Origin of the sequence: Acinetobacter sp. UBA1297, from assembly GCF_002307755.1 — a bacterium.
Taxonomy (GTDB): domain Bacteria; phylum Pseudomonadota; class Gammaproteobacteria; order Pseudomonadales; family Moraxellaceae; genus Acinetobacter; species Acinetobacter radioresistens.
On sequence record NZ_DBUF01000026.1, the window covers coordinates 168,603 to 191,582 of the forward strand.

The following is a 22,980-nucleotide window of genomic DNA, read 5'->3' on the forward strand; positions in this document are numbered from 1 at the left end:
CCCGCATGTAAATTTGAAAATAAAAAAACGTGCCCAGTGGATTACACTCGGCACGTTTCAGATGAATAGCCAATCAGACTCAGGCAGATTTGGTATTCACAACCTTCAGCTCAGATTTAGGGACTGCCCCTTCTTCACCTTCTTGACGCGGCAAACGCTCAGAACGATATTCTGGCTCAGCACCATCATTGATTACTGCCTCATTAATGACCACTGTCCCGACATCGTTACGGCTTGGCAGGTCATACATGGTTTCGAGCAGGACATTTTCCAAAATAGAGCGTAGACCACGTGCTCCGGTATTACGTTCTAGTGCCTTTTTAGCAACAGCACGTAGGGCAGAATCTTCAAATACCAGATCCACATCTTCCATATTGAAAAGATACTGGTATTGACGGGTCAATGCATTTTTAGGCTCTGTCAGAATCTGCATCAGTGCATCTTCATCCAGCTCTTCAAGTGTTGCAATCACTGGCAGACGACCAATAAATTCTGGAATCAAGCCAAATTTAACCAGATCAGCCGGTTCTACCTGACGGAACAGCTCGGCAAGCTTTTTAGTTTCATCTTTGCTTTTTACTTCTGCAGTAAAGCCGATTCCACCTTTTTCCTGACGATGCTGTACAATTTTTTCCAATCCGGAGAAAGCGCCGCCACAGATAAACAGGACATTTGAGGTATCTACCTGGATAAATTCCTGCTGTGGATGCTTGCGTCCACCTTGAGGTGGAATAGAAGCCACTGTACCTTCAATCATTTTCAGCAAAGCCTGCTGGACACCTTCACCAGAAACATCACGGGTGATCGATGGATTTTCAGACTTACGAGTAATCTTATCAATCTCATCGATATAGATAATACCCTTCTGTGCTTTCTCGATATCGTAATCAGCTTTTTGCAAAAGCTTCTGTACAATATTCTCGACATCTTCACCCACATAACCGGCTTCAGTTAAAGTGGTGGCATCTGCCATAGCAAATGGTACATCCAGAAGACGGGCAAGAGTTTGTGCAAGCAGGGTTTTACCTGAACCTGTCGGTCCGATCAGCAAAATATTACTTTTGGCAATTTCAACCTTATCTTCTGTTTTATGTCCATTCTGGCTGACTTTCAAACGCTTGTAATGGTTGTAGACAGCTACAGACAATGTTTTTTTAGCAATATCTTGACCAATCACATATTGGTCAAGCGCAGCACGAATCTCGTGCGGTTTTGGCAAAGGACGGCTTGCCCAGTCACCAGTTTCGACTTGCTGGCTGGTTTGTACAAGGTCCAAGCATACGTCCACACATTCATTACAAATATAAGCGTCCTCGCCTGCAATCAGTTTCCCGACTTCAGACTGCGTTTTACCGCAAAATGAACAATGCTTTTGTCCTTGAGGATGTTCGGACATATTTACTCCAATACTTGAATCTTAAAAATTAAGGGCGCTTGCTGAGAACTTCATCAACCAGGCCATATTCTTTGGCAGCTTGAGCTGTCATAAAGTTATCGCGGTCAGTGTCACGTGCAATACGTTCATAGTCCTGACCACTGTGTTCAGCCATCAGACGGTTCAGGCGTTCTTTAATAAACAGTATTTCACGTGCATGGATTTCAATGTCTGAAGCCTGACCACGGAAACCGCCCAAAGGCTGGTGTATCATGACACGGGCATTTTCCAGACAGAAACGCTTACCTTTGGCACCGGCATTTAATAAAAATGCCCCCATTGAAGCCGCCTGTCCCATACAATAGGTCACTACATCTGGTTTAATAAACTGCATGGTATCGTAAATTGCCATACCTGCAGTGACTGATCCCCCTGGTGAATTGATGTAGAGATGGATATCCTTGTCAGGATTTTCTGCCTCTAAAAACAACATTTGTGCCACAATCAGATTGGCCATGTTATCTTCAACTTCACCAGTTAAAAAAATTACACGCTCACGCAGAAGCCGTGAAAAAATATCAAAAGAACGTTCACCACGAGATGATTGCTCAACCACCACCGGAACTAAAGCATTTTCAATACTTGGGACATACATAGGGCTATTTATTCCTAAAATTCTTATGACTCAGCTCATAGCCACAATATGAGGGATAATTTGCAAAAATGCAAAATTTTCCCTAGTGAATATTGAATAAAAAACGGGGAAATATCGTGTATATAAACTAATTTAACAAATTTACGACGTGTATAAAAAAAGGCGCATTAAGCGCCTTTTTCTGTATCAGTCAGATTTAAGCACGACGAGCTTGCTGTTCTTTTAACAAATCTTCATAGCTCACTTCTGTATCTGAAACCTGAGCTGCAGCAAGAATATAGTCAACAACCTGGTCTTCAAGCACAACAGCCTCGATTTGAGCACGTTGCTGTTTATCATTTTTGAAGTACTCAATAACTTCAGTTGGGTCTTCATAAGAAGAAGCCATATCTTCGATATAAGCCTCTACACGAGCCGGATCAACTTCAAGTTTAGCATCAGCCAAAACCTTGCTTACCAGTACACCAAGTTTTACTGATTTTTCTGCCTGTTCTTTAAACAGTTCATCAGGAAGCATGCTCTTGTCAAAAGTTTGCGCGTTTGCACCACCAAACTGCTGGGTAAACTGCTGGATCATCTGTTGACGTTGGCGGTCGATTTCCTGAGCAACCATGGCACTTGGAACTTCAACTTCATTTGCTTCAACCAGTGCATCAAATGCAGCCTGTTTTACCTGGTTACGAAGACCGTTACGAACTTCACGTTCCATATTTTTACGAACGTCAGCTTTTAACTTGTCAATTCCTTCTTCTTCAGAAACACCAAAGGTTTGCAGGAATTCAGCATCCAGTTCAGGAAGTTTTGCTTTCTCAACCTGCTTTACAGTAATTTTAAATTGTGCCGCTTTACCTGCCAGATTTTCAGCCTGATAGTCTTCAGGGAAAGTAACATCAATCACTTTCTCTTCGCCTTTCTTCATGCCAATGATGCCATCTTCAAAGCCAGGAATCATACGGCCTGAGCCTAAGACCAGTTTAAAGTCAGTTGCAGAACCGCCTTCAAATTTTTCACCATCGATTGTTCCTTCGAAGTCAAAAGTGACCTGCATGTCTTTTTTCGCCATACCTTTGGTCTCAACCCAGGTTTGACGCTGTTTTTGCAGGTTTTCAATCATCTGGTCAACATCTTTATCTTGAATTTCAGATGTTTTACGCTCAACAGTAAGAGTATCTAGAGCTTTAACTTCTACTTCAGGATAAACTTCTACAGTGGCTTCATATACCAGCGCATCATCTTTATTTTCAACTTTATCAATATTTGGCATGCCAACAGCATTGATTTTTTCTTGTTGAATCGCTTCAAATACAGTGTCACGAATAATATCGTTCACCACTTCCTGATAAATACCAGCGCCATATTCACGGCGTACAACGTTTACAGGCACTTTGCCCTGGCGGAAGCCGTTGATCTTCACAGTTTTGGCAGTGCGTTTCAAGCGAGCTTCAAACTGCTCGTTAATACGGCTCGTCGGTACAGAAACATTTAAACGACGGGCAACGCCCGAAACCGCTTCAGAAGTTACTTGCATGGCTTCCTCGATATGTGTGTTAGTAATAACAGTTTTAAAAAGTGCCACATTATATGACAACATTTAAAGATATACAAAATACACCGAAGAAACTACCTGAATTCGCCTGATTTGCATGAAATTAAGAAGATTATTTTAAATTTGGTCCCGAATTAAATATTAACTTCCTTATTTAATATCGATAGAGAATTAAAAATATTGGAAACTCTGTCAAATTTGCCCTTTTAATAAAGCGCTAATCAATTTTAATTTTTATAAAGAAGCATTTATCAGAATATTTAGTTTTTATTTAAATATTCTATTAAGAGCTATAAACTCCCATATGTAATACAAAACATTAATTATCAAAAACTTATAAAGTCTAAGTTACTATATAACATTAATTTATTGAATTAAATATATAAAATTTATTGCCAATACCAATACAAAAATATGGTGATAAAAAATAAGAATCATTATTATTCGCATACAATTTCACACTATACATTTTGAGTAAGAAATGGCTTTCATCAAAACACGTAAGAAAATCGTATCTTCTGCGATTGTCTCATCACTTTCAGTGATGGCGGGGCATGCTGTTGCACAAGATCAAGTTGCTCAACTTGAAACTATTCACTCCCAAGCCACCACAGAACAACAAAGCTTAAAGGTAGACCAGTCTGCAAATAGCAAATTTGTTGCTCCTTTACTAGATACCCCTAAATCAGTTTCTATTATTTCGAATCAGCTGATTGAAGATACTAAAGTAACGACTTTAAGTGATGCCTTACGCACTGTGCCTGGAATTACCCTAGGAGCAGGTGAAGGTGGAAATCCAAATGGAGACCGACCATTTATTCGGGGTTATAACTCTGAAAGTTCAATGTATGTTGATGGCGTTCGTAACGCTACCTCTCAAAACCGTGAAATGTTTGCTGTAGAACAGGTTGAAGTCACTAAAGGTTCTGCTTCTGCTATGGGCGGAGCAGGCACAGTGGGCGGCAGTATCAACCTGATTTCTAAAGTAGCTAAAAAAGGCGACTTTCTAGAAGGCTCTGTTGAAAATGGTACAGATAATTATCAGCGTATAACGCTAGATGGTAATAAAGACTTCGGTAATGGGATAGCAGCCCGCGTTGCCATTATGGGGCACCACAATGAAAAAGCCGGCCAGTCTGATGGGGCTGAATATAAACGTGCAGGTATTGCACCAAGTATTACATTTGGTTTAGATACAGATACGCGTACAACATTAAGTTATTACTATCTGAAATCTGATGATACTCCAGACTCAGGCGTTCCATATAACTATGATATTGCAAAAAAAACTACAGTTGGTAAGCCTGTAAATGTGAAACAGGGTATCTATTATGGGCTGCTTGATCGTGACTTCCAGAAACAAGAAAACCAGATTGGTACGATCAAAGTAGAACATGATATTAATGATAACTTTACTTTGACTAATACGGCTGTTTTTAATAAATCTAAAAATGATTATTTATGGACGCAGCCTGATGATTCAAAAGGTAATGTAGTCAATGATAAAGTCTGGCGTCGAATTAATTCTCGTATTACAGATACAGAGATCTTCACGGATCAGCTTGCTTTAACCGGCAAACTAAATACCGGCATCATCCAGCATAAATTGAATATGGGTGCTGAGTATAGTGACCAGAAATCTGATAAGGGCAACTATAATACTTCATATCCTGGTTATCCAGGCACTACTACAGGTGGTTTCAACAGTGACTGTGCCATAAATGATGCCTGGTGTACCTCTCTTACCAACCCGAATTCTAAAGATCAGTGGTTAGGTACAGCTATAGCCAATAAAGCAACCACAACAACTAAAACCAAAGTTACTTCAGTTTACCTGCTTGATAATATTGAATTAAATCCAAAATGGTTAGTTGATTTAGGTGCTCGCTGGGATAAATTTGACACAGAACAAGTAACTCATGCTACTGGTCAAAAAATTGAAAATGATAAAGACTTCTTTACTTATCAAGCAGGTATAACTTTTAAACCTGTTAAGAACGGCTCTATTTACACAAGCTTTGCTACTTCAGCCAACCCTGTAGGTGTAGATGGTGGTGATGGTTCAGAATCTATTGGTCAAGCCTATATGGATTTAAAACCAGAAGAAAGTCGTACATTTGAAATAGGTACAAAGTGGAATATTCTTAATGACCGTCTGAATCTTACTGCTGCCATTTTCCGTACAGAAAAACAAAATACGCGTATTCAGCTTGATGCAAGCACCTATACAAATGGCGGTGAAAGTAAGGTCGATGGCGTTGAGCTTTCTGCTACCGGTAAAATTACAGACAAGTGGGATATTACAGCAGGATACTCTTATCTGGATAGTGAGTTAACTGATCCAGGCCCATCTTGCACCCGTGCCGGTGTATGTACTTATCCTAACCCTGCAAAAGGTAAACAGCTACCTAATGTGCCAGAAAATAGTGCAACTTTATGGACGACCTATAAAGTATTGCCACAGTTAACGTTAGGGGCTGGCGCATTTTATTCGGATAAAGTTTATGGTGATGCAGCCAATACCAAGTATGTACCGGGCTATGTCCGTTACGATGCCATGGCACGCTATAATGTAAACAAAAATGTTGACCTGCAGCTGAACCTTAATAATCTCTCAGACAAACGCTATTTCACTAAAGCCTATGCTTCTCACTATGCTACAGAAGCAGAAGGCCGCAATGCTGTCCTGTCTTTAAACTTTAAATATTAATCTNNAAAGCCGTGATCCATCATATTCCTCATGTATTAACTCAAACCCAGGTCCAGCATTTTCGGGAAGAAATGGCTAGAATTGAGTGGGTCAATGGTAAAGTCACCGCAGGGACGCTGTCAGCCACGGTCAAACAAAATCAGCAGCTTCCAGAAGACCATCCTCTTACTCATCATTTAAGTACAATTATTTTAGAATCTTTAGGACAGCACCCATTATTTTTATCGGCCGCCATTCCTCTTGATATCATTCCTCCGTTATTCAATCGCTATGAAAATAATGAGGCTTTCGGTTTTCATGTCGACAACTCTATCCGCCGTATCCGTGGGACCAATGAGCGGTTACGGACCGATCTGTCCTGTACTGTATTTTTAAGTGAGCCGGAAGAGTATGTAGGAGGTGAACTGGTGATAGAAGATACTTATGGTTATCACGAAGTCAAGCTGCCAGCCGGAGACATGATTCTCTACCCTTCAACCAGTCTGCATGAAGTCACACCCGTAACCCAAGGCTGCCGGATTGCTTCATTTTTCTGGGTACAAAGTATGGTACGTGATGATGCGGAACGTCATATGCTGTTTAATCTGGACCAGACTATACAAAACCTTCGCATGCAGCTGGGTGACCAGCATCAGGAAGTTATCAAGCTCACAAATCTGTATCACAACCTGATGCGTAAATGGGCAGAGCTTTAAGACAGTTAAAGAAAAAATAAACTGTTATTTTAATAGGCTTTTTCTATTAATTATAGTTGTCTGATTATTTTACAGATAACGATTGACAGCTTATTTTTTATCACGTAGTTTTAAGGGCATGAATATATACCCGAATATTCTCGCCCTCCTCCCTACAGGCTCCCTCCTGAGCTTGCCCCTGATGCTGCGCCTCGCGCGCGCATAATATATACCTGCCTGTATAAGGCTAAAAGATACCCTGAAATTTTAAATAGTTTGACAAAATATAGTTAATATAAAAGTAGTACGTTGCGCTTAAATTCGATCCGAGCCACCTTGCTACATAAGGAGTTCCCTCATGATGTTGGCTGACCCAAGTAAAAAATACCGTCGTATGTATCAGCGTGTCGATTTACCAGACCGCCAGTGGCCAAATAAAGAAATCAATCAAGCGCCTATCTGGATGAGTACTGACCTGCGTGATGGTAATCAGGCCATTTTTGAACCGATGGATCTTGAACAGAAATTCAAGATATTCCAGATGCTGGTAAAGATCGGTTTTAAACATATTGAGATTGGTTTTCCATCTGCTTCACAGATTGATTTTGACTTTACCCGTAAGCTGATTGAAGAAAATCATATCCCAGATGATGTCTATATCGAGGTTCTGGTTCAGGCACGTGACCACTTGATTCAACGCACTTTTGAAGCGCTGGAAGGTGCGAAACGCGCTATTGTGCATATCTATAATGCCAACTCACCGACTTTCCGTAACAAGGTATTAAATGTAGATATCAATGGTGCCAAGCAGTTAGCGATTAATGCAGCACAAAAAGTGAAAGAATATGCAGCACAGTATCCTGAAACCGATTTTATTTTTCAGTACAGCCCTGAATGTTTCTCTGCAACCGAGCTTGAGGTTGCTAAAGACGTTTGCGATGCTGTAACTGAAATCTGGGAAGCTTCTCCGGAAAATAAGGTTATTTTAAACTTGCCAGCTACTGTAGAAGTTTCTACGCCAAATGTTTATGCAGACCAGATCGAATGGATGCACCGCAATATTGAACGTCGTGATGGCGTAATTATTTCAGTTCATTGCCACAATGACCGGGGCTGCGGTATTGCTGCCTCAGAACTGGCCATTATGGCAGGGGGGGGCCNNGGCAGGCGCAGACCGTGTGGAAGGCTGCGTATTTGGTAATGGCGAACGGACTGGTAATGTCGATGTCGCAGCAATTGCCCTGAATATGTACACTCAAGGTGTGGCACCAAACCTGGATTTTTCCAATATTAATGAAATAATTGCTACAGTTGAAGAATGTACCGGTTTGCCTGTACACCCGCGCCATCCATACGCAGGTGATCTGGTCTTTACTGCATTTTCTGGCTCGCACCAAGATGCCATCAAGAAAGGTTTTGAATTCCAGAAAAATGAAGAAATCTGGGATATGCCTTATTTGCCAATTGATCCCAAAGATCTGGACCGTGATTATGATGCAGTAATTCGCGTCAACTCACAGTCAGGTAAGGGCGGTATCGCCTATTTGCTTGAATCTAACTATAACGTTGTATTGCCACGTCGCTTGCAGATTGAATTCTCACAAGTAGTACAAGAGCACACAGATGCGACCGCAACCGAGATTACTGCCCAGGAAATCTGGTCACTGTTCAAGCAGACCTATGTCAAAGCTAAAAATACTCACTACATTGCACAGAACTATAAGCTTTCCGACCATAATGGTAATCAGGTCATTGAACTTGAAGTGACCATGAATGGTCAGAAGCAACAGATCCGTGGAGAAGGCAATGGGCCAATTTCGGCTATTCTGGATGCCTTGCAACTGCCGATTGATGTATTGAACTATGAAGAACGCAGTATTGGTTCAGGTGCTAATGCAAAAGCACTGGCACTGGTCGAACTGCAAGTCAAAGGTTCGGGTAAAAATGCTTTTGGTGCCGGCGTACACGACAATATCGTAACCTCTTCAATTGAGGCCATCCTTGCCTGTACTAACCGCCTGATTGATCAGGGCGTATTACACCCTGAACAGGTCATTGCTGCCGCGATTTAATATACAATTCCTTTTGAAAGGATACCCTGAGCTTGGTATCCTTTTTATTATTCATTTTTAAAGATTTAAGGCGAACCATTCCCGTGTCTTTTCCAAGCGACTCAGTGGGCCTGGTCACCCCGCAAAAGTTTCAATTTGAAGAACCACTCGAACTAGAATGTGGACGTATTCTGCCCCGTTTTGACTTGATGGTTGAAACTTATGGTACCTTGAGCCAAGACAAGTCCAATGCGATTCTGCTTTGCCATGCATTGTCTGGTCATCATCATGCCGCAGGTTATCATCATGAAGATGATAAAAAACCGGGCTGGTGGGATGCCTGTATTGGGCCTGGCAAGGCCATTGATACCAACAAGTTTTTTGTAGTGGCCCTGAATAATATTGGGGGCTGCCATGGCTCAACCGGTCCAACCTCCCCTAACCCTGATAATGATAACCTGCCCTATGGTCCGGATTTTCCGCTGGTCACTGTACGTGACTGGGTAAAAACCCAGGCACTCCTGTCAGACCGGTTAGGAATTGATGTGTGGTACGCAATTGTGGGTGGATCACTCGGCGGCATGCAGGCACTACAGTGGTCAGTAGATTATCCGGACCGCTTGAAGAATTGTGTGGTGATTGCCAGTGCACCTAAACTATCTGCACAGAATATTGCTTTTAATGAGGTCGCACGCCAGTCTATTCTCTCTGATCCGGATTTCCATCATGGGCGCTATCTGGAACACGACAGTTATCCAAAACGCGGTCTGATTTTAGCGCGTATGGTCGGCCATATTACCTACCTTTCGCAAGAAGCCATGATGCAAAAATTCGGCCGTGACTTGAAGTCCGGAAAATTCATGTATGGTTTTGATGTCGAGTTTCAGGTTGAAAGCTATCTGCGTTATCAGGGTGAACAGTTTAGCCGTAATTTTGATGCCAATACTTATCTGATCATGACCAAAGCTCTGGATTACTTTGATCCCGCCCGTGAATATGAAGAGTCCCTAACCCGGGCCATGAGCCAGACCAAATGCCGTTTTCTGGTCATTTCCTTTACTACAGACTGGCGTTTTACTCCAAAGCGTTCACAAGAAATTGTAGAAGCTCTGATTACGAATCATAAACCGGTCAGTTATCTGGATATTGACGCTGAACAGGGCCATGACTCGTTCTTGTTCCCGATTCCGCTTTATGTAAAAACCTTGCGTGCTTTTCTTGGTGGCGAAGAACACCTGAAGTCCACCCCGAAGGAGACGGTATAATGCGTATTGATCAGCAGCTGGCAGAACGTTGGATCAAACCGGGCTCTAAAGTCCTTGATCTTGGCTGTGGGGATGGAGAATTACTCGCCCATATGAGCCGCCGGCATCAAATTCAGGCCTATGGACTAGAAATTGATCAAGAAAAGATTGCAATTGCCATCAGTCGCGGGTTAAATATTATCCAGCAGGATTTGAACCTGGGTTTGAGCCGTTTTGATGATCAGTCTTTTGACTATGTAGTCATGGCACAGGCTTTACAGGCGGTGGATGCACCAGATGTGTTACTGCGTGACATGGTGCGTGTAGGGAAACAGGCTATTATTACTTTCCCGAACTTCGCCCACTGGAAAACCCGTTCTTTTCTGGCTCTTAAAGGGAAAATGCCTGTTTCGGATGCTCTACCCTATATGTGGTATAACACCCCAAACATTCATTTATGTACGTTCCGCGATTTTGAAGCTTTATGCGCGGAAAATGATATCCAAATTATTAACCGACTCGCCGTGAATGGGAATCAGCAAGGTAGTTTACTGAGTAAACATGTTCCGAATCTGTTTGGTGAAGTCGCTATTTATCGAGTGAGCGCTCTATGAAAAAAACGACCTTAATTGGCACATTGGTATTTGGACTTTTAACTATCCAGGCGCATGCTGACTATATTCCACAACAACAATCTACAGCAGCCCAGGCAGCGCGTTATTCAACTATGGGGATCAATGATCTGGTTAAAGCTGCAAAAGCAGGCCAGCCAGGTGCCCAGTTCTATTTAGCCACCCATTACCAGTACGGTAAAGATATTCAAAAGGATGAAAAGCAGGCATTTGCCTGGTTTAAAGCTGCCGCTGACCAAGGTCTGTCTGCTGCCCAACTGAATGTGGGCCGGATGTATGCAGACGGGATCGGCGTAAAAAAAGATGAGATTCTGGCTCGCCGTTATTTTGAAAAAGCCGCCAGCAGCGGTGACAACCGTGCCAGCTTTAACTTGGCAATGATGGAAGAGCAGAAAAAGAACTATGTAGGTGCTTATCAGTGGTATGAACTGTCTACCCGCGACGGTATGCTTGACACTAAAGTTATTAATCTGTCTGAGGGCAAGAAAACTGCACTGGCAGCTAACCTTACCCAGGAACAGATTCGTATGGCACGTGACCGTGCAGACAAATGGATTCAGGCCCAATAATTTGAAGCTTGTATTTAAGGCGCCTTCGGGCGCTTTTTTATGGTCTCAATAAAGCATTCGATTTGAGGTAAAATATTTAAACTGTTTCTTAAAGTGACGAGCACAATAAAATGTCTGCAAATACATGGTTATCTCAGGAAAGTCTGGTTCTGGCCAGTAACAACAAAGGGAAAATTGCCGAGTTTGAAAAACTGTTTGAACAGCTGGCACTTCCAGTTGAGGTCATTCCTCAAGGTCAGCTAAATATTGCTGATGCAATTGAAGACGGGTTGAGCTTTGTTGAAAATGCCATTATTAAGGCCCGTCATGCTGCACGTATTTCTGGCAAACCGGCGATTGCCGATGATTCGGGGATTTGTGTCCCGATTTTAAATGGAGCACCCGGTATCTACTCGGCTCGCTATGCTGGAGAACATGGGAATGATGCAGCCAATAATGCTCGCTTACTGGAAGAATTAAAATCTCTGCGAAGACCCGGAGAACCGGTTGAAGCCATGTTTGTCTGTGTTTTGGCCTTAGTACAACATGCTGAAGATCCGCTACCGCAAATTTTTGAGGGCGTGTGGCAAGGAGAGATTCTGGAAAAACCACGTGGTGAACATGGCTTTGGTTATGATCCCCTGTTCTGGTTACCAGAACTTGGCCTGTCCAGTGCCGAGCTGCCAAAAGAAGAGAAAAATAAAATCAGTCATCGCGGGCAGGCCATGCAGTTATTCCAACGAAGTTTGCAGAATCATCAATAAGCCACAGTTTAAATTCGTTTTAAAGGGTGAAAAGTTCCTTTTCTTTAAGAAAGGAACTTTAAACGATGTGTAGTAGCAGACCATAAATCAGAATAATTGCGCAGCTCACCATAGTACCTGAAGCAATATACTTGGTAGAGATTCCAGTACCCTGATAATGAGTTTCTAGCGCCACAATATTTGCCGCCGGCGGCAAACAGAACAGTAGAAACATGACTCCTATATACTGCCCGATATGTGGAATAGAAATAAAAAAATAAGTCAGACTACATAAAACCAGTCCACAGCACAGTTTAAGTACAGCCAGTTTTAAACTATAAGTTATATCGTCTAGCTGAACTTTCGTCCGGCGCAGCCACATGCCTAGCACGCACATCCCCGCAAAGCTCATACCGATTTTGGCCAGACCGTAAAGCATATCAATCCATTTATGCTCAGGCATATACTGAAAACCGAATAAGCGGCACAATACAGCAATAGTCAGGGCAATTACTGGTGGTGATTGAAGCACTTTTTGCAAAATACTCTTCCAGGACTGCTGCTCCGAACTGACCGCAGTCACTGCCCAGATGTTGCCAAAAATTGAACCGCCAATATATAAAGCTACCATTGGTGCACTGATTTCAGGCCCAAATAAAGCAATCGCAAAAGGAAAACCGAGCCAAGCCATATTTACATAGCTAAAACATAAAGACTGGAGCTTGTCTTGAGAAATGAGCCAGAAAAAATAAAATAGAATTACCGCGACAATAAAACTAAATATCATCAGGCTAAGGCTGCCTGCCTGATAAAACACCATATTATAAATAATGACAGCGGGTATAAATACTCGTGCCAGCAGGGTTGCGAGCATAGTTTTTAATGCAGAGGCATATGCAGTTGTCGCCAGTCCCAGACCACATAAAAATGCAAAGAGGGGTAAAAGCAATGCCACGTGGTTTTCCTCTGGTGTTGTGGCGCTATGGTAGCACTAACATTAATTAAATGCTCTAAATGGCAGGCTGTCTTTAAACTGCAATATATAAGTCACAAGGCTGTCATACAGACCTGTTGAGATATCTTCTAGTTAAAACAGGAGAATTTTCTATGGCTGGACTATCTATTTGGCATGTGGTCATTTTTGCAATTGTCGTTATCTTGCTGTTCGGCACGTCAAAACTTAAAAATTTAGGTAAAGATGTAGGTGGTGCAGTTAAAGACTTTAAAAAATCTATTCGCGAAGATGAGCAGCAAACTGTAGCCCTTCAGGAACCGCGCACTATTGAACACCAGAATGTTAGTGCTGACACAAATTCAACCGTAAAACACTAGGGTATTTTTCATGCTCAATATTGGTATGACTGAGCTGCTGGCTTTTGGCATCATTGCTTTATTGGTGCTTGGGCCGGAAAAGTTACCAGAGGCAGCGCGCTTTGCTGGCAGGTGGTATGGCAAGATCAAACGTATGGTCAGTAATGTACAGGCTGATCTGGACCGTGAATTGCGCCTTTCAGAACTCCGTGAGCAGATGCAGCAGGAAATGGCCCGTATTCAAGAGCTGGAACAGAAAATGCAAGCCCAGATGCATGAACTACAACAACACAAAAACTTTGCAGATAACGCTCTACAAGAACATGCAAATACTCATAATAAAAATTTATCCACGCAGTACTTTTTTATTGAGCAAGCCCCGTCTCTGGTCCTGACTCGTCAACCAGAACGGCCGGCCTGCTTTTGCCAAATTACTGAACAGCCAGAAAGCCCTGTACAGTCTTCTTATCCTGAACTCAAGGTGGCTGTATGAGTCAACTTTCTCCTTCACAGCTCCCAGGCCCAATATTAAATGAGCAGTCACAAACCCAACTTGAAGAGATGCCCATTACCCGGCACTTAATGATTTTGCGCCGTCATCTTTTTAAAATTGTTGCTATTCTGATTGCTCTATTTTTTTGTCTGCTGCCTTTTGCAAACCGGACTTATCAGCTACTTTCAGAACCACTAAGGGCCCAGTTACCCAGCTCGTCAACCATGATTGCGACCGATGTAACCGCGACGTTCATGGCGCCCTTCAAGCTGAATTTCTTTATCGCCCTCATGATTGCCATGCCCTTTATCATTTATCAGCTCTGGACATTTGTAAAACCGGCGCTATATGAAAAAGAAAAATCCTTAGCCCTGCCCTTATTGGTAGGAAGTATCAGCTTGTTTTATGCCGGCATTGCATTTGCCTATTTTGTTGCCCTGCCTTCAATTCTGCATTTCTTCATGAGTGTGTCACCTGAAACAGTGGCACCGATGACAGACATTAATAGTTACCTAGCTTTCTGTTTAAAACTGTTTCTGGTATTTGGACTGACTTTTGAAATTCCGATTATTACTTTGCTACTGATTTTGATTGGCGTTGTATCTACACAACAACTGGTCGAGAAAAGACGTTTTATTATTGTCGGGTGTTTTTTTGTCGCCATGTTTGTTACTCCACCAGATGCAATTTCCATGGTTATGCTGGCTATTCCAATGTGGCTACTTTTCGAAACCGGACTTTTCTTTGGAAAACTCATTGAAAGGCGTAGAGCAGTCTAAGATCTTCAACTTCATTTCAGCAGACTTCGGTCTGCTTTTTTCATCATACTGTCTTATTTTCTTCACCTGAATGTCACTTAACCGTCAAGGTCCCGTCATATTTATCACCTAATTTAGTTACAACTTAACAACACCTTACTTGTATTTAGGAAAAAACATGACGCAGCTGACGCCATATCATGAAGATCAAGAACTTGATAATAATACTTCATCTAATATCCATTTCCGTGACATTTTAGAGCAACGCATGACGCGCCGCAGTCTCATTACCAAGACAGCAAGTGGAGCAGTTGCCTTGGCGCTGGCTTCTACACTGACTGGCTGTAATGATGATGACGACAATAGTAGTAGCGGAACAGCACCAGTTACTCCGAATGACCCTAACCAGAAGCCTAGCAAACTTTCATTTACTCCAGTGGCTAAAAATCTGGATGACATTGTGACCGTACCTGAAGGCTATCAAGCTACTGTAATTTATGCATTGGGAGACCCAATTAATCCAATGCTTGGGGACTGGAATGATAATGATATTCCACCTGGTCCAAGCTTCCAGTTCCGTTCTGGTGACTGCCATGATGGTATGCATTTCTTTGGTTTAAACAGCGCTACAGACCGCTTTGATGATACGGTCTCAGCACAAGGTTTGCTGGTAATGAACCATGAATACATCAACCAGACCTTCCTTCATCCTAAAGGTCCAACCAAGGTTGAAGGACGCCGTCCTGAGGATGAAGTTATTCGTGAAACCAATGCGCACGGCGTATCTGTAGTCCATATTAAAAAGGACCCGGCAACTCAAAAAGTAGAAATTGTTAAAAACTCTGTTTTTAACCGCCGTATTACTGCCTCAACAGAAATGGATTTTGCCGGTGCTGCTGCAGGTTCCAGTCTGCTTGCTACACGTTTTTCACCTGCCGGACGTCAAACACGTGGTACACATAACAACTGTGGCAATGGCTATACGCCTTGGGGTACTTATTTAACTACCGAAGAAAACTTTATTGGCTATTTCCAGCGTTCAGGACATGACGAGTACCAACGTACAAATGCCGAGAAAATCGCATTAAAACGTTATGGTCTGGGACTAAAAAAAGATGAACCTTATCTTTATGAGCTGGATGAGCAAGGCGCTCCTAAAAAGGGTGAAGATGGCAAAATTGTTTATAGAAAAGATTCAAATGGTAATTTAATACCAAATATTGATGATCAAGGTCGACCAGTCTATTTGGGCGCAAGCTCACGCTATGCTTGGGAAACTGTTATTGGACAGGTTGAGTCACAGGATCTATATGACCGCTGGAATGCTGATGTAAAAGCGGATCAGCCTACTCAGGACTATCGTAACGGACCCAATACTTTTGGCTGGATGGTCGAGATCGACCCGTTTGATGGCCGTCAGAGACCGGTCAAACGTACTTCTTTAGGCCGTTTTGCACATGAAGACAGTGCCTGCCGTGCAGTAGCGGGCCAACCTTTGGCATTTTATATGGGTGACGACTCTAAAGGCGAATACATCTATAAATTTGTCTCGAGTGCTGTATGGGACCCGAAAGATGTAAACCGCGGCTATACTGCTGGCGATAAATACATGAACTCAGGAAAACTGTATGTTGCCAAGTTTAACAGTGATGGTTCAGGCCAGTGGATTGAACTGAGCTATGGTAAAAATGGTCTGAATGAAAGTAGCAGTACTTATCCCTTCACCTCTCAAGCCGATGTGGTGACATTTGCCCGTTTAGCGGGGGATGCTGTCGGCGCAACAAAAATGGACCGTCCGGAGTGGGCGACCGTTAATCCGGTAAATGGTGAAATCTACGTTACCCTGACCAATAACTCAAATCGGGGAACCAGTTACCCGACAGATGCAGCTAACCCGCGTAATTATGATGACCTTAAAGACAAAAAGACTCAAAGTGGCAACGTAAATGGTCATATTATCCGTTTTAAAGAAACCGATGATAAAACTACAGCTGAAACCTTCAAGTGGGATATTTATCTGTTTGGTGCCGAAGCCTCTATGGCATCAAATATTAACTTGTCTGGTCTGACTGATAACAATGACCTGTCTTCACCGGACGGAATGTGGTTTGACCCGCGTGGTGTGCTCTGGATTCAAACAGATGATGGAGCTTATACCGATGTCACAAACTGTATGATGCTTGCTGCTTTGCCAGGTCAGATTGGTGATGGTACTACCGCAACTACTTCCAGCGGACAGCAGACATTAATGGGTGCAAAAGTAACAGACTCAACCCTGCGCCGTTTCCTGGTAGGGCCAAAACAGTGTGAAATTACCGGGATCGCCATGACCCCTGATTACAAAGCTATTTTCATTAATGTGCAGCATCCGGGCGAAGACTCTGCCAGCTATGCAACTCCTGCAAGTCACTGGCCGGCAACCCAGACTGACCGGAATAACACTACAGCTCGCCCACGTTCGGCAACTGTCGTAATTACGCGTAAAGACGGCGGCGTAATTGCGGGTTAATCCTCTTTTTATAAATATGCCGGCCTATTGACCGGCATATTTATTTTTGTTGAGTCAGAGAAATCCGCTGCTGCACAATCTGTCCGCTCTGCTCTCCTTGCTGAGTCTTTTCCAGCCAATTCCATGCATGATGGTACAACCTTAAAAAATTTGAACACCGGGTTCCGTACATCGGGCTTTGAATAAAAGTAGAAGAAAGTAGCAGTTCCATATCCTGACTGATACCCGTCTCTGGCAGGGCATTCTGATCTACCTTGCGCTCATCTTCTAAAATATCCCAGACAGCTGACTCCAGTATGTGCTCAGCAACAGGACGCTGGAGCATAGGTAAAAATTCCTGGGTAAAGCGCTTTCGTAAATGCAAGGTCTTTTGCCAGGAGTCGCTCATGAGCCCGTTAGAAATTACGTATACGCCACTGGCCAGCACCTGAGGAGCCTCGCCTCGGTTACTCATATATACTGCCTGCGTTTGATCTCCTATCACCAGGTTAAAACCAGCATATTCCTGCTGTTGTTTCTCAAGCATCTGAGCAAAGCGAATGGGTTTCTGCTCAGATTCCAAAAAGGCCTGCACTAAATGACCACGCGAGGTCGGATAATGCTGCCGGTCTGTGCCATCACGAAAATTGGTGATCACTGCCCAACGTCCAGATGCTGTAATACCCATCCACGTACCACCAGATTGTAAATCTTTGCCAGCTATAACCGGACTGTTCTCCCAGTGATTCAAGACTTGCGTAGGTCGCTGATAAAACTCATCCCGGTTAGAAATCAGGCATAATGGCATACGATCTAACACTTGCCAGGCTAAAGCCACAATACACATAAGCATCTCTCATGATCTTTACACATTGAATGTACAACATTTTTAGGAACATTCCGCTAGAATCTGTGCAAAACGAATACATAAAGGAGCTGTAATGCTGACCTATCCGAGTATTGACCCAGTCGCGCTGGCACTGGGTCCTTTAAAAGTTCACTGGTATGGGCTGATGTATTTATTGGCCTTCTTGTTTGCTTGGGGACTGGCCAGCTACCGGGTTAAACAGCGTGTAGGCTGGACCACCGATATGGTATCTGATCTGGTTTTCTACGGCGCACTTGGTGTTGTGATCGGTGGACGGCTGGGTTATGTGTTCTTTTACGGATTTGATCAGTTCCTGGCCAACCCGCTCTGGTTATTCGAGGTCTGGACCGGGGGCATGAGTTTCCATGGCGGTTTTCTGGGGGTTATGCTAGCAATGCTGCTCTGGTGCCGTAAATATCAGAAAACCTGGTTCCAGACACTGGACTTTATTGCGCCATGTGTCCCCACTGGTTTGATGTTTGGCCGCATCGGAAACTTTATCGGTGGTGAGCTTTGGGGTCGTCCAGTTATCAATCCAGACTATCCCTTCGGAATGGTTTTTCCGCATGTAGATAATTTGGTACGTCACCCATCTCAGCTTTATCAAGCTTTAGGCGAAGGCCTGATTCTGTTTATCGTGTTGTGGTGGTTTAGTTCCAAGCCACGTCCACGTATGGCAGTTTCAGCGCTGTTCCTGATCGGTTATGGTATTGCACGCTTTGTGGTTGAGTTCTTCCGTGAACCGGACAATGGCCAGCTCTTTATTGGCTGGATGAGTAAAGGTCAGTTCCTGACCCTGCCAATGATACTGATCGGCCTGTGGATGATGTGGTACGCCTACCACAGAAAAATTTATGACTGGGGTCCACAGAAAAATACCTGATACATAGAGGAGCAATTGCTCCTCTTTTTTATGCTAAAGTTCTGAGCTGTTCTGCTTGATTTCAAAAGACTATGCTTGAGTTCTGGTTTGATCCTAAAGTTTCCATCGCACGTAAATTGCTGATCTTTGTGTCTATTGCAATAATTACTGCTGTGCTGTATGGGATGCAGCCGTTGGCATTAGACGCTATTTTAATGTTTTCGGGCACAGGTATCATTTTTTTAATCTGTCGTTACTGCAAAATGCACTTTGCAGCCGGGCAGCCCGCTGGCTTGCTCTATCGTCTGTTAACCTGGATTCCCATAGCATTATTGCTTGCCCTGATTTTTATGAACATGAAAGAGGGCGAAATTTTACTGCCAGGTGCACAGGGAATTGGTTTTATGGCACTGGCCGTTTGTCTGTTCTCGCCTTTATCCCTTCTACATAACAACAAAAATCCAGAAGAGAATATGTAATGCTTGATTTCTGGTATTCGGCACGCTGCACCCGTCAGGTTAAGCTGATAGTTTGCATTATGACCTGTGCCATGATTTACCTGTGTTCTACTGTGCAGGCTTTGTCGGCTGTCTTGACAGGATTTAGTCTCGGGTTGGGCATATCAATACATCTACTCAGACAGCTGAATCTTAAAATAAAACAAAATAATATTTATAAAAATGGCCTTTCTATTTTGCTCTATAGCGTACCTTTTGCTGTTTTCCTTATTTTGCTTTATGTATTGCCTGATGAACATAAAATGATTTTGGGATTACAGGTGCTAGGGTTTACTGCATTAGGAATATTTATCGTATCGATCTATGAAAACCGCGCCAGACGCTTTAAATAAATTTTTCGCCAACCAGAACGCTAGATATATATTTGAACTATAGGCATTTCAGGTTTCAGGACAATAAGCTGTGGTTTCAAGCTGTTTTAGAAAAGTCGAAAAACCTTGAGGTGTACGGGCTATTAAGCGGCTACTGGTCATGACCCTTACCCGGTTACTCCATATCACCTTGTATTGCAGGTTTAACATTCTTTTCACCAGACCTACATCCTCATGACAGGTTAGTGCTCCAAACCCGCCAGACTTGATATAGGCCTCGGCACTAAAACTCAAGTTGGCGCCATGAATATGTCGATGATCCATATCATCACAATAATGCTGCAGATAGCGTTGCCGGGTAAGTGACGACAGATGTTGCCAGCTATCTACCTCAACCACGCCACAGATTACATCAGCAGGCTGATGCGATAGCTGCTGCTTAAGCCAGAAGCGGTCTACTTTCGAATCTGCATCAGTGCAGGCAATCCAGCGGGCACCAGTAGCAATGAGAGTACGAACACCCAGATCGCGGGCATGGCCTACACAGCGCACTGCACACTGCAAGTAGTTTATACCTGCACGTTGTACCAGTTTCAGAGACTGATCGGTACAACTATCCAGCACCACCAGAACTCTTACCTGAACGGAAGCCGGCAGTTCATCTACAGCCTGTTGAATGGCCAGCAGGCAGTCAGACAGATGCTCTTCCTCATTATGGGCAGGAATGACAATACCAATCATATTAGTCCCTCCTGATGTGCCAAGCTGCCAGAGTCTGTAGTCCAGAGGTCGACCAGAAAATCCGGATCGTCTAACCCAAGATAATGATAAAGTTTCAGGTGCTGCTTTAACAGCTGATGGACTAAATTCCCGTTTAAACTAAACCCGTCAATTGGGTAACGCCAGTGACAGCACAGCAAAGTACCGGTGTCATTTAAACTCCGTTGTGCCCATTCAATCAGCTGCAACAGTTCATTCTCATTTAAATAGTAAGCAATCTCGCTGATCACGATGAGATCAAATTTTTCTTCAGGACACTGCTGGGGAATCCGTTTCTGCTGTATATCAATATGTAGCTGTCCTTTTAAGCGCTGCCGGGCCAACTCGACTGCTTTGCTGTTTGCATCCAAACCAAGCAGTTCGTCACAGCGGTTGGCCAGCTCTTGACTAAAAACCCCATTGGCACAGCCAAGTTCCAATATGCGTCCGTACCTTTGCCGGGGTAGCAAGGCCAGACAAATCTGCCGTTTGCGCTGTTCATACCAGCGCTGGGTATAACCCCATGGGTCATCATTATGATGATAGAGCGTATCGAAGTAATCCTGTTCAGGCATGTATATAAACCTCGCAGGGCATCAGGATTCGCTCTACCGTATGTGAAGATAAAATAGGTGCCTGTCCGGTGCTTGGGTCTGTTTCAAGCTGGCTTTTAAAGCACTGAATCGCCTGTTTCTTGAGCCTGAGCTGTGCGGCTGTCAGTTCCAGCTTGCAGGCAGATTTCCAGGGAATACGGTTGTCCTGTGGCCTGGCCCAGTGCCATGACCAGATCAGGACTTGATAACAGCTAAGCTGCTGTTGATCTGCCAGCCGCTGTACAGTTTGACCAGTTGCTTCATGATCAGGATGACCATCCTTTGCAAATGTGCACACCAGAATATCATCGGGTCTGACCAGCTCTTTCAGAGCAGCATACAACTTTTGCTGCTCAGCAGTCAGTTCACCATCTGTCAGCTGTAGTGCAATCCGGTTTACCCGATTCTGCACGCCTAATACTTTAAGCGCATTCAGGCTTTCTTGAGGCCGCAGCTGATCCAGCTGCTGTGGTGTATAAAGCTGTGAGTCCGGATGGCTTTGTGTACCATTAGTCACAGCCACCAGCAGAATTTCACGTTCCAGTATACTGAGTTGCTGTATCAGGCCAGCACATCCTAAAATTTCATCATCTGGATGCGGTGCTATAATCAGTATACGTTGCCCTGCCGGAAAGGCTTGCTCAGGGACAAGCGTCTGTAATGACTGTAACCCGCTCCATTGCTGCCAGGCCCGTTTGGTCGTGCCATTTCCATAGATCAGGCGGTCTCCTACCGGACTATTTATAACATCCATGTAGTATCCTCCATAACCGAACGCTCACCAATCTGTTCCAGATCAAAAGCCGCATGGCTTTGTCTTAAAAAAACTGGTAAATCTGCTGCCATTTGGGCAAACATGGTGTTTTCACAGAAAGGTCGTGCTCCCAATGCCTTACCAACCAAGTCCAGAACCTTTTGTGCAGTCTGCTCAGTCTGAATACGCAACATCCGAATAATCAGCTCGTGACTTTGCGTAGGATGCTGATCAATTTGTGCTGCTACATATTTGAAATATTCACGGGTGGTAGCTAACGCACTATTTACTTCACCTAGATACATTAGCCGAAAAGTATTGGGTTTCTCCTGACAGGCCTGTTGTAATGTATGGGCCAGACGGGTAGCCGCACCATACCAGCAAGCTGCCACACCAGCAGCACCATGCCAGAATCCTGATCGGTCTAGATATTGTCCGGGCTGCCCTACCGTTTGTGCAACAACTTTATTAAAACTGATTTTTGCAGTCTGGGTATAAGCCATTCCTATAGCATTCCATCCGCTATGGTCGATGCAAATATCTGGCTGGTGCATGTCAACAATTAACAGCTGTGAATTATTCTGTGTATCCCGATAGGTCATGAGTCCATAATCGACCAGCCCTGCACCCGAACACCAGTACTTATTACCTGAACATTGCCCATTTTGGTAATAAAGTGGTTGTATGCCACCCTCTGCAGCCCACACAGCATAGACTCCCACAGGCACCTTGCTGTAACCAAGCTCATGCAAAATACTCAAAGCATCCAGATGGGATTCAAACCATTTCACCAGATTCAGGTTAGTTGCCGCGACTTTTGCCAGAACTTTCCAGCGTTCATACGTCTGGCCGCTTGCAGGATGAGGAATTTCGCTACTCAAATTGCAAAGTTGCTTAAATGTCGTGATCAAACTGTCTGAAAGATGAGAAGAATCCTGCTCAAACTTGGTCAATATGGTATTCAGGGTGGTCATAAAACTCCCAGATATAGCTGTATTACTTTAAAAAGAACACGGCCAGCTCAATGATTATGATGAATTTTTTATAATTAAAAACTTATAACATTGAATAACTTGATACTCATAGA

General features: G+C 43.5%; 22 protein-coding genes and 1 pseudogene. 14 read left to right on the forward strand and 9 right to left on the reverse strand.

What is annotated here, in order from left to right; translation table 11 throughout:
• Window positions 1–79 precede the first annotated feature (79 nt).
• From clpX to tig, 3 genes are all read right to left on the reverse strand, one after another.
• Complete coding sequence (gene clpX, locus B3R63_RS11215; RefSeq protein WP_017400714.1) at window positions 80–1,396, reverse strand: ATP-dependent protease ATP-binding subunit ClpX; 1,317 nt, start codon at window positions 1,394–1,396, stop codon at window positions 80–82.
• Between the two features lie 28 nt (window positions 1,397–1,424).
• Window positions 1,425–2,030 carry an ATP-dependent Clp endopeptidase proteolytic subunit ClpP gene (gene clpP / locus B3R63_RS11220; RefSeq protein ID WP_005016556.1) on the reverse strand — a complete coding sequence of 202 codons (606 nt, stop codon included), beginning with the start codon at window positions 2,028–2,030 and terminating at the stop codon, window positions 1,425–1,427.
• A 196-nt stretch (window positions 2,031–2,226) separates the two neighbouring features.
• Window positions 2,227–3,558 (reverse strand): trigger factor, encoded by a 1,332-nt coding sequence (gene tig, locus B3R63_RS11225; protein WP_005023356.1) that lies wholly within the window; start codon window positions 3,556–3,558, stop codon window positions 2,227–2,229.
• Between the two features lie 499 nt (window positions 3,559–4,057).
• Between tig and B3R63_RS11230 the strand changes: the two genes are divergently transcribed.
• From B3R63_RS11230 to rdgB, 7 genes and pseudogenes are all read left to right on the forward strand, one after another.
• A complete protein-coding gene (locus tag B3R63_RS11230) occupies window positions 4,058–6,286 on the forward strand; it encodes a TonB-dependent receptor (RefSeq protein ID WP_005405988.1) in 2,229 nt (742 codons plus the stop codon).
• 11 nt (window positions 6,287–6,297) lie between these two features.
• A complete protein-coding gene (locus tag B3R63_RS11235; protein WP_151838588.1) occupies window positions 6,298–6,981 on the forward strand; it encodes a Fe2+-dependent dioxygenase in 684 nt (227 codons plus the stop codon).
• Between the two features lie 337 nt (window positions 6,982–7,318).
• A pseudogene (gene leuA / locus B3R63_RS11240) lies at window positions 7,319–9,032 on the forward strand (2-isopropylmalate synthase).
• An 83-nt stretch (window positions 9,033–9,115) separates the two neighbouring features.
• Window positions 9,116–10,276, forward strand: a complete 1,161-nt coding sequence (gene metX, locus B3R63_RS11245) for a homoserine O-succinyltransferase MetX (RefSeq protein ID WP_010699871.1) — start codon at window positions 9,116–9,118, stop codon at window positions 10,274–10,276.
• A complete protein-coding gene (gene metW / locus B3R63_RS11250) occupies window positions 10,276–10,869 on the forward strand; it encodes a methionine biosynthesis protein MetW (protein ID WP_005016574.1) in 594 nt (197 codons plus the stop codon). Before metX ends, metW begins: the two co-directional genes overlap by 1 nt.
• Window positions 10,866–11,456 carry a tetratricopeptide repeat protein gene (locus B3R63_RS11255; protein WP_005016576.1) on the forward strand — a complete coding sequence of 197 codons (591 nt, stop codon included), beginning with the start codon at window positions 10,866–10,868 and terminating at the stop codon, window positions 11,454–11,456. Before metW ends, B3R63_RS11255 begins: the two co-directional genes overlap by 4 nt.
• A gap of 110 nt (window positions 11,457–11,566) precedes the next feature.
• Window positions 11,567–12,199 (forward strand): RdgB/HAM1 family non-canonical purine NTP pyrophosphatase, encoded by a 633-nt coding sequence (gene rdgB, locus B3R63_RS11260; protein WP_005023345.1) that lies wholly within the window; start codon window positions 11,567–11,569, stop codon window positions 12,197–12,199.
• Window positions 12,200–12,257: 58 nt separating this feature from the next.
• Here the strand turns inward: rdgB and B3R63_RS11265 are convergent, their stop codons facing one another.
• Entirely contained in the window at window positions 12,258–13,133 is an 876-nt protein-coding gene (locus B3R63_RS11265; protein WP_286731158.1) for an AEC family transporter, read from the reverse strand.
• A 152-nt stretch (window positions 13,134–13,285) separates the two neighbouring features.
• Between B3R63_RS11265 and tatA the strand changes: the two genes are divergently transcribed.
• The 4 genes from tatA to B3R63_RS11285 all read left to right on the forward strand — a co-directional run bounded on the left by tatA (window position 13,286) and on the right by B3R63_RS11285 (window position 17,249).
• Window positions 13,286–13,510 (forward strand): twin-arginine translocase TatA/TatE family subunit, encoded by a 225-nt coding sequence (gene tatA / locus B3R63_RS11270; protein WP_005016581.1) that lies wholly within the window; start codon window positions 13,286–13,288, stop codon window positions 13,508–13,510.
• Between the two features lie 10 nt (window positions 13,511–13,520).
• Complete coding sequence (gene tatB, locus B3R63_RS11275) at window positions 13,521–13,982, forward strand: Sec-independent protein translocase protein TatB (RefSeq protein WP_005023338.1); 462 nt, start codon at window positions 13,521–13,523, stop codon at window positions 13,980–13,982.
• Complete coding sequence (tatC, locus tag B3R63_RS11280; RefSeq protein WP_286731163.1) at window positions 13,979–14,761, forward strand: twin-arginine translocase subunit TatC; 783 nt, start codon at window positions 13,979–13,981, stop codon at window positions 14,759–14,761. Before tatB ends, tatC begins: the two co-directional genes overlap by 4 nt.
• A 157-nt stretch (window positions 14,762–14,918) precedes the next feature.
• Window positions 14,919–17,249 (forward strand): PhoX family protein, encoded by a 2,331-nt coding sequence (locus B3R63_RS11285; protein ID WP_265760797.1) that lies wholly within the window; start codon window positions 14,919–14,921, stop codon window positions 17,247–17,249.
• A gap of 40 nt (window positions 17,250–17,289) precedes the next feature.
• Here the strand turns inward: B3R63_RS11285 and B3R63_RS11290 are convergent, their stop codons facing one another.
• On the reverse strand, window positions 17,290–18,075 hold the full coding sequence (locus tag B3R63_RS11290) for an NRDE family protein (protein WP_005023333.1): 786 nt from the start codon (window positions 18,073–18,075) through the stop codon (window positions 17,290–17,292).
• Window positions 18,076–18,169: 94 nt separating this feature from the next.
• On the opposite strand from B3R63_RS11290, the gene lgt reads away from it, so the two are divergent.
• The 3 genes from lgt (at window position 18,170) to B3R63_RS11305 (ending at window position 19,808) form a co-directional block, all read left to right on the forward strand.
• A complete protein-coding gene (gene lgt, locus B3R63_RS11295) occupies window positions 18,170–18,979 on the forward strand; it encodes a prolipoprotein diacylglyceryl transferase (RefSeq protein WP_005016611.1) in 810 nt (269 codons plus the stop codon).
• Window positions 18,980–19,050: 71 nt separating this feature from the next.
• Window positions 19,051–19,437 carry a hypothetical protein gene (locus tag B3R63_RS11300; protein ID WP_005405707.1) on the forward strand — a complete coding sequence of 129 codons (387 nt, stop codon included), beginning with the start codon at window positions 19,051–19,053 and terminating at the stop codon, window positions 19,435–19,437.
• Window positions 19,437–19,808, forward strand: coding sequence for a hypothetical protein (locus B3R63_RS11305; RefSeq protein ID WP_005405700.1), 372 nt, complete (start codon window positions 19,437–19,439; stop codon window positions 19,806–19,808). Before B3R63_RS11300 ends, B3R63_RS11305 begins: the two co-directional genes overlap by 1 nt.
• 48 nt (window positions 19,809–19,856) lie before the next feature.
• Here B3R63_RS11305 and B3R63_RS11310 read toward each other — a convergent pair whose 3' ends face one another.
• Genes B3R63_RS11310 through B3R63_RS11325 form a run of 4 tightly spaced genes read right to left on the reverse strand, consistent with a single transcriptional unit; the run spans window position 19,857 to window position 22,867 of the window.
• Entirely contained in the window at window positions 19,857–20,528 is a 672-nt protein-coding gene (locus tag B3R63_RS11310; RefSeq protein WP_005016618.1) for a glycosyltransferase, read from the reverse strand.
• Complete coding sequence (locus tag B3R63_RS11315; RefSeq protein WP_005405792.1) at window positions 20,525–21,121, reverse strand: class I SAM-dependent DNA methyltransferase; 597 nt, start codon at window positions 21,119–21,121, stop codon at window positions 20,525–20,527. Before B3R63_RS11315 ends, B3R63_RS11310 begins: the two co-directional genes overlap by 4 nt.
• Entirely contained in the window at window positions 21,114–21,893 is a 780-nt protein-coding gene (locus B3R63_RS11320; RefSeq protein ID WP_075040810.1) for a PIG-L deacetylase family protein, read from the reverse strand. The genes B3R63_RS11315 and B3R63_RS11320 overlap by 8 nt, the downstream gene beginning before the upstream one ends.
• Window positions 21,881–22,867 (reverse strand): acyl-CoA dehydrogenase, encoded by a 987-nt coding sequence (locus B3R63_RS11325; RefSeq protein ID WP_248087816.1) that lies wholly within the window; start codon window positions 22,865–22,867, stop codon window positions 21,881–21,883. The genes B3R63_RS11320 and B3R63_RS11325 overlap by 13 nt, the downstream gene beginning before the upstream one ends.
• Between the last annotated feature and the right edge of the window lie 113 nt (window positions 22,868–22,980).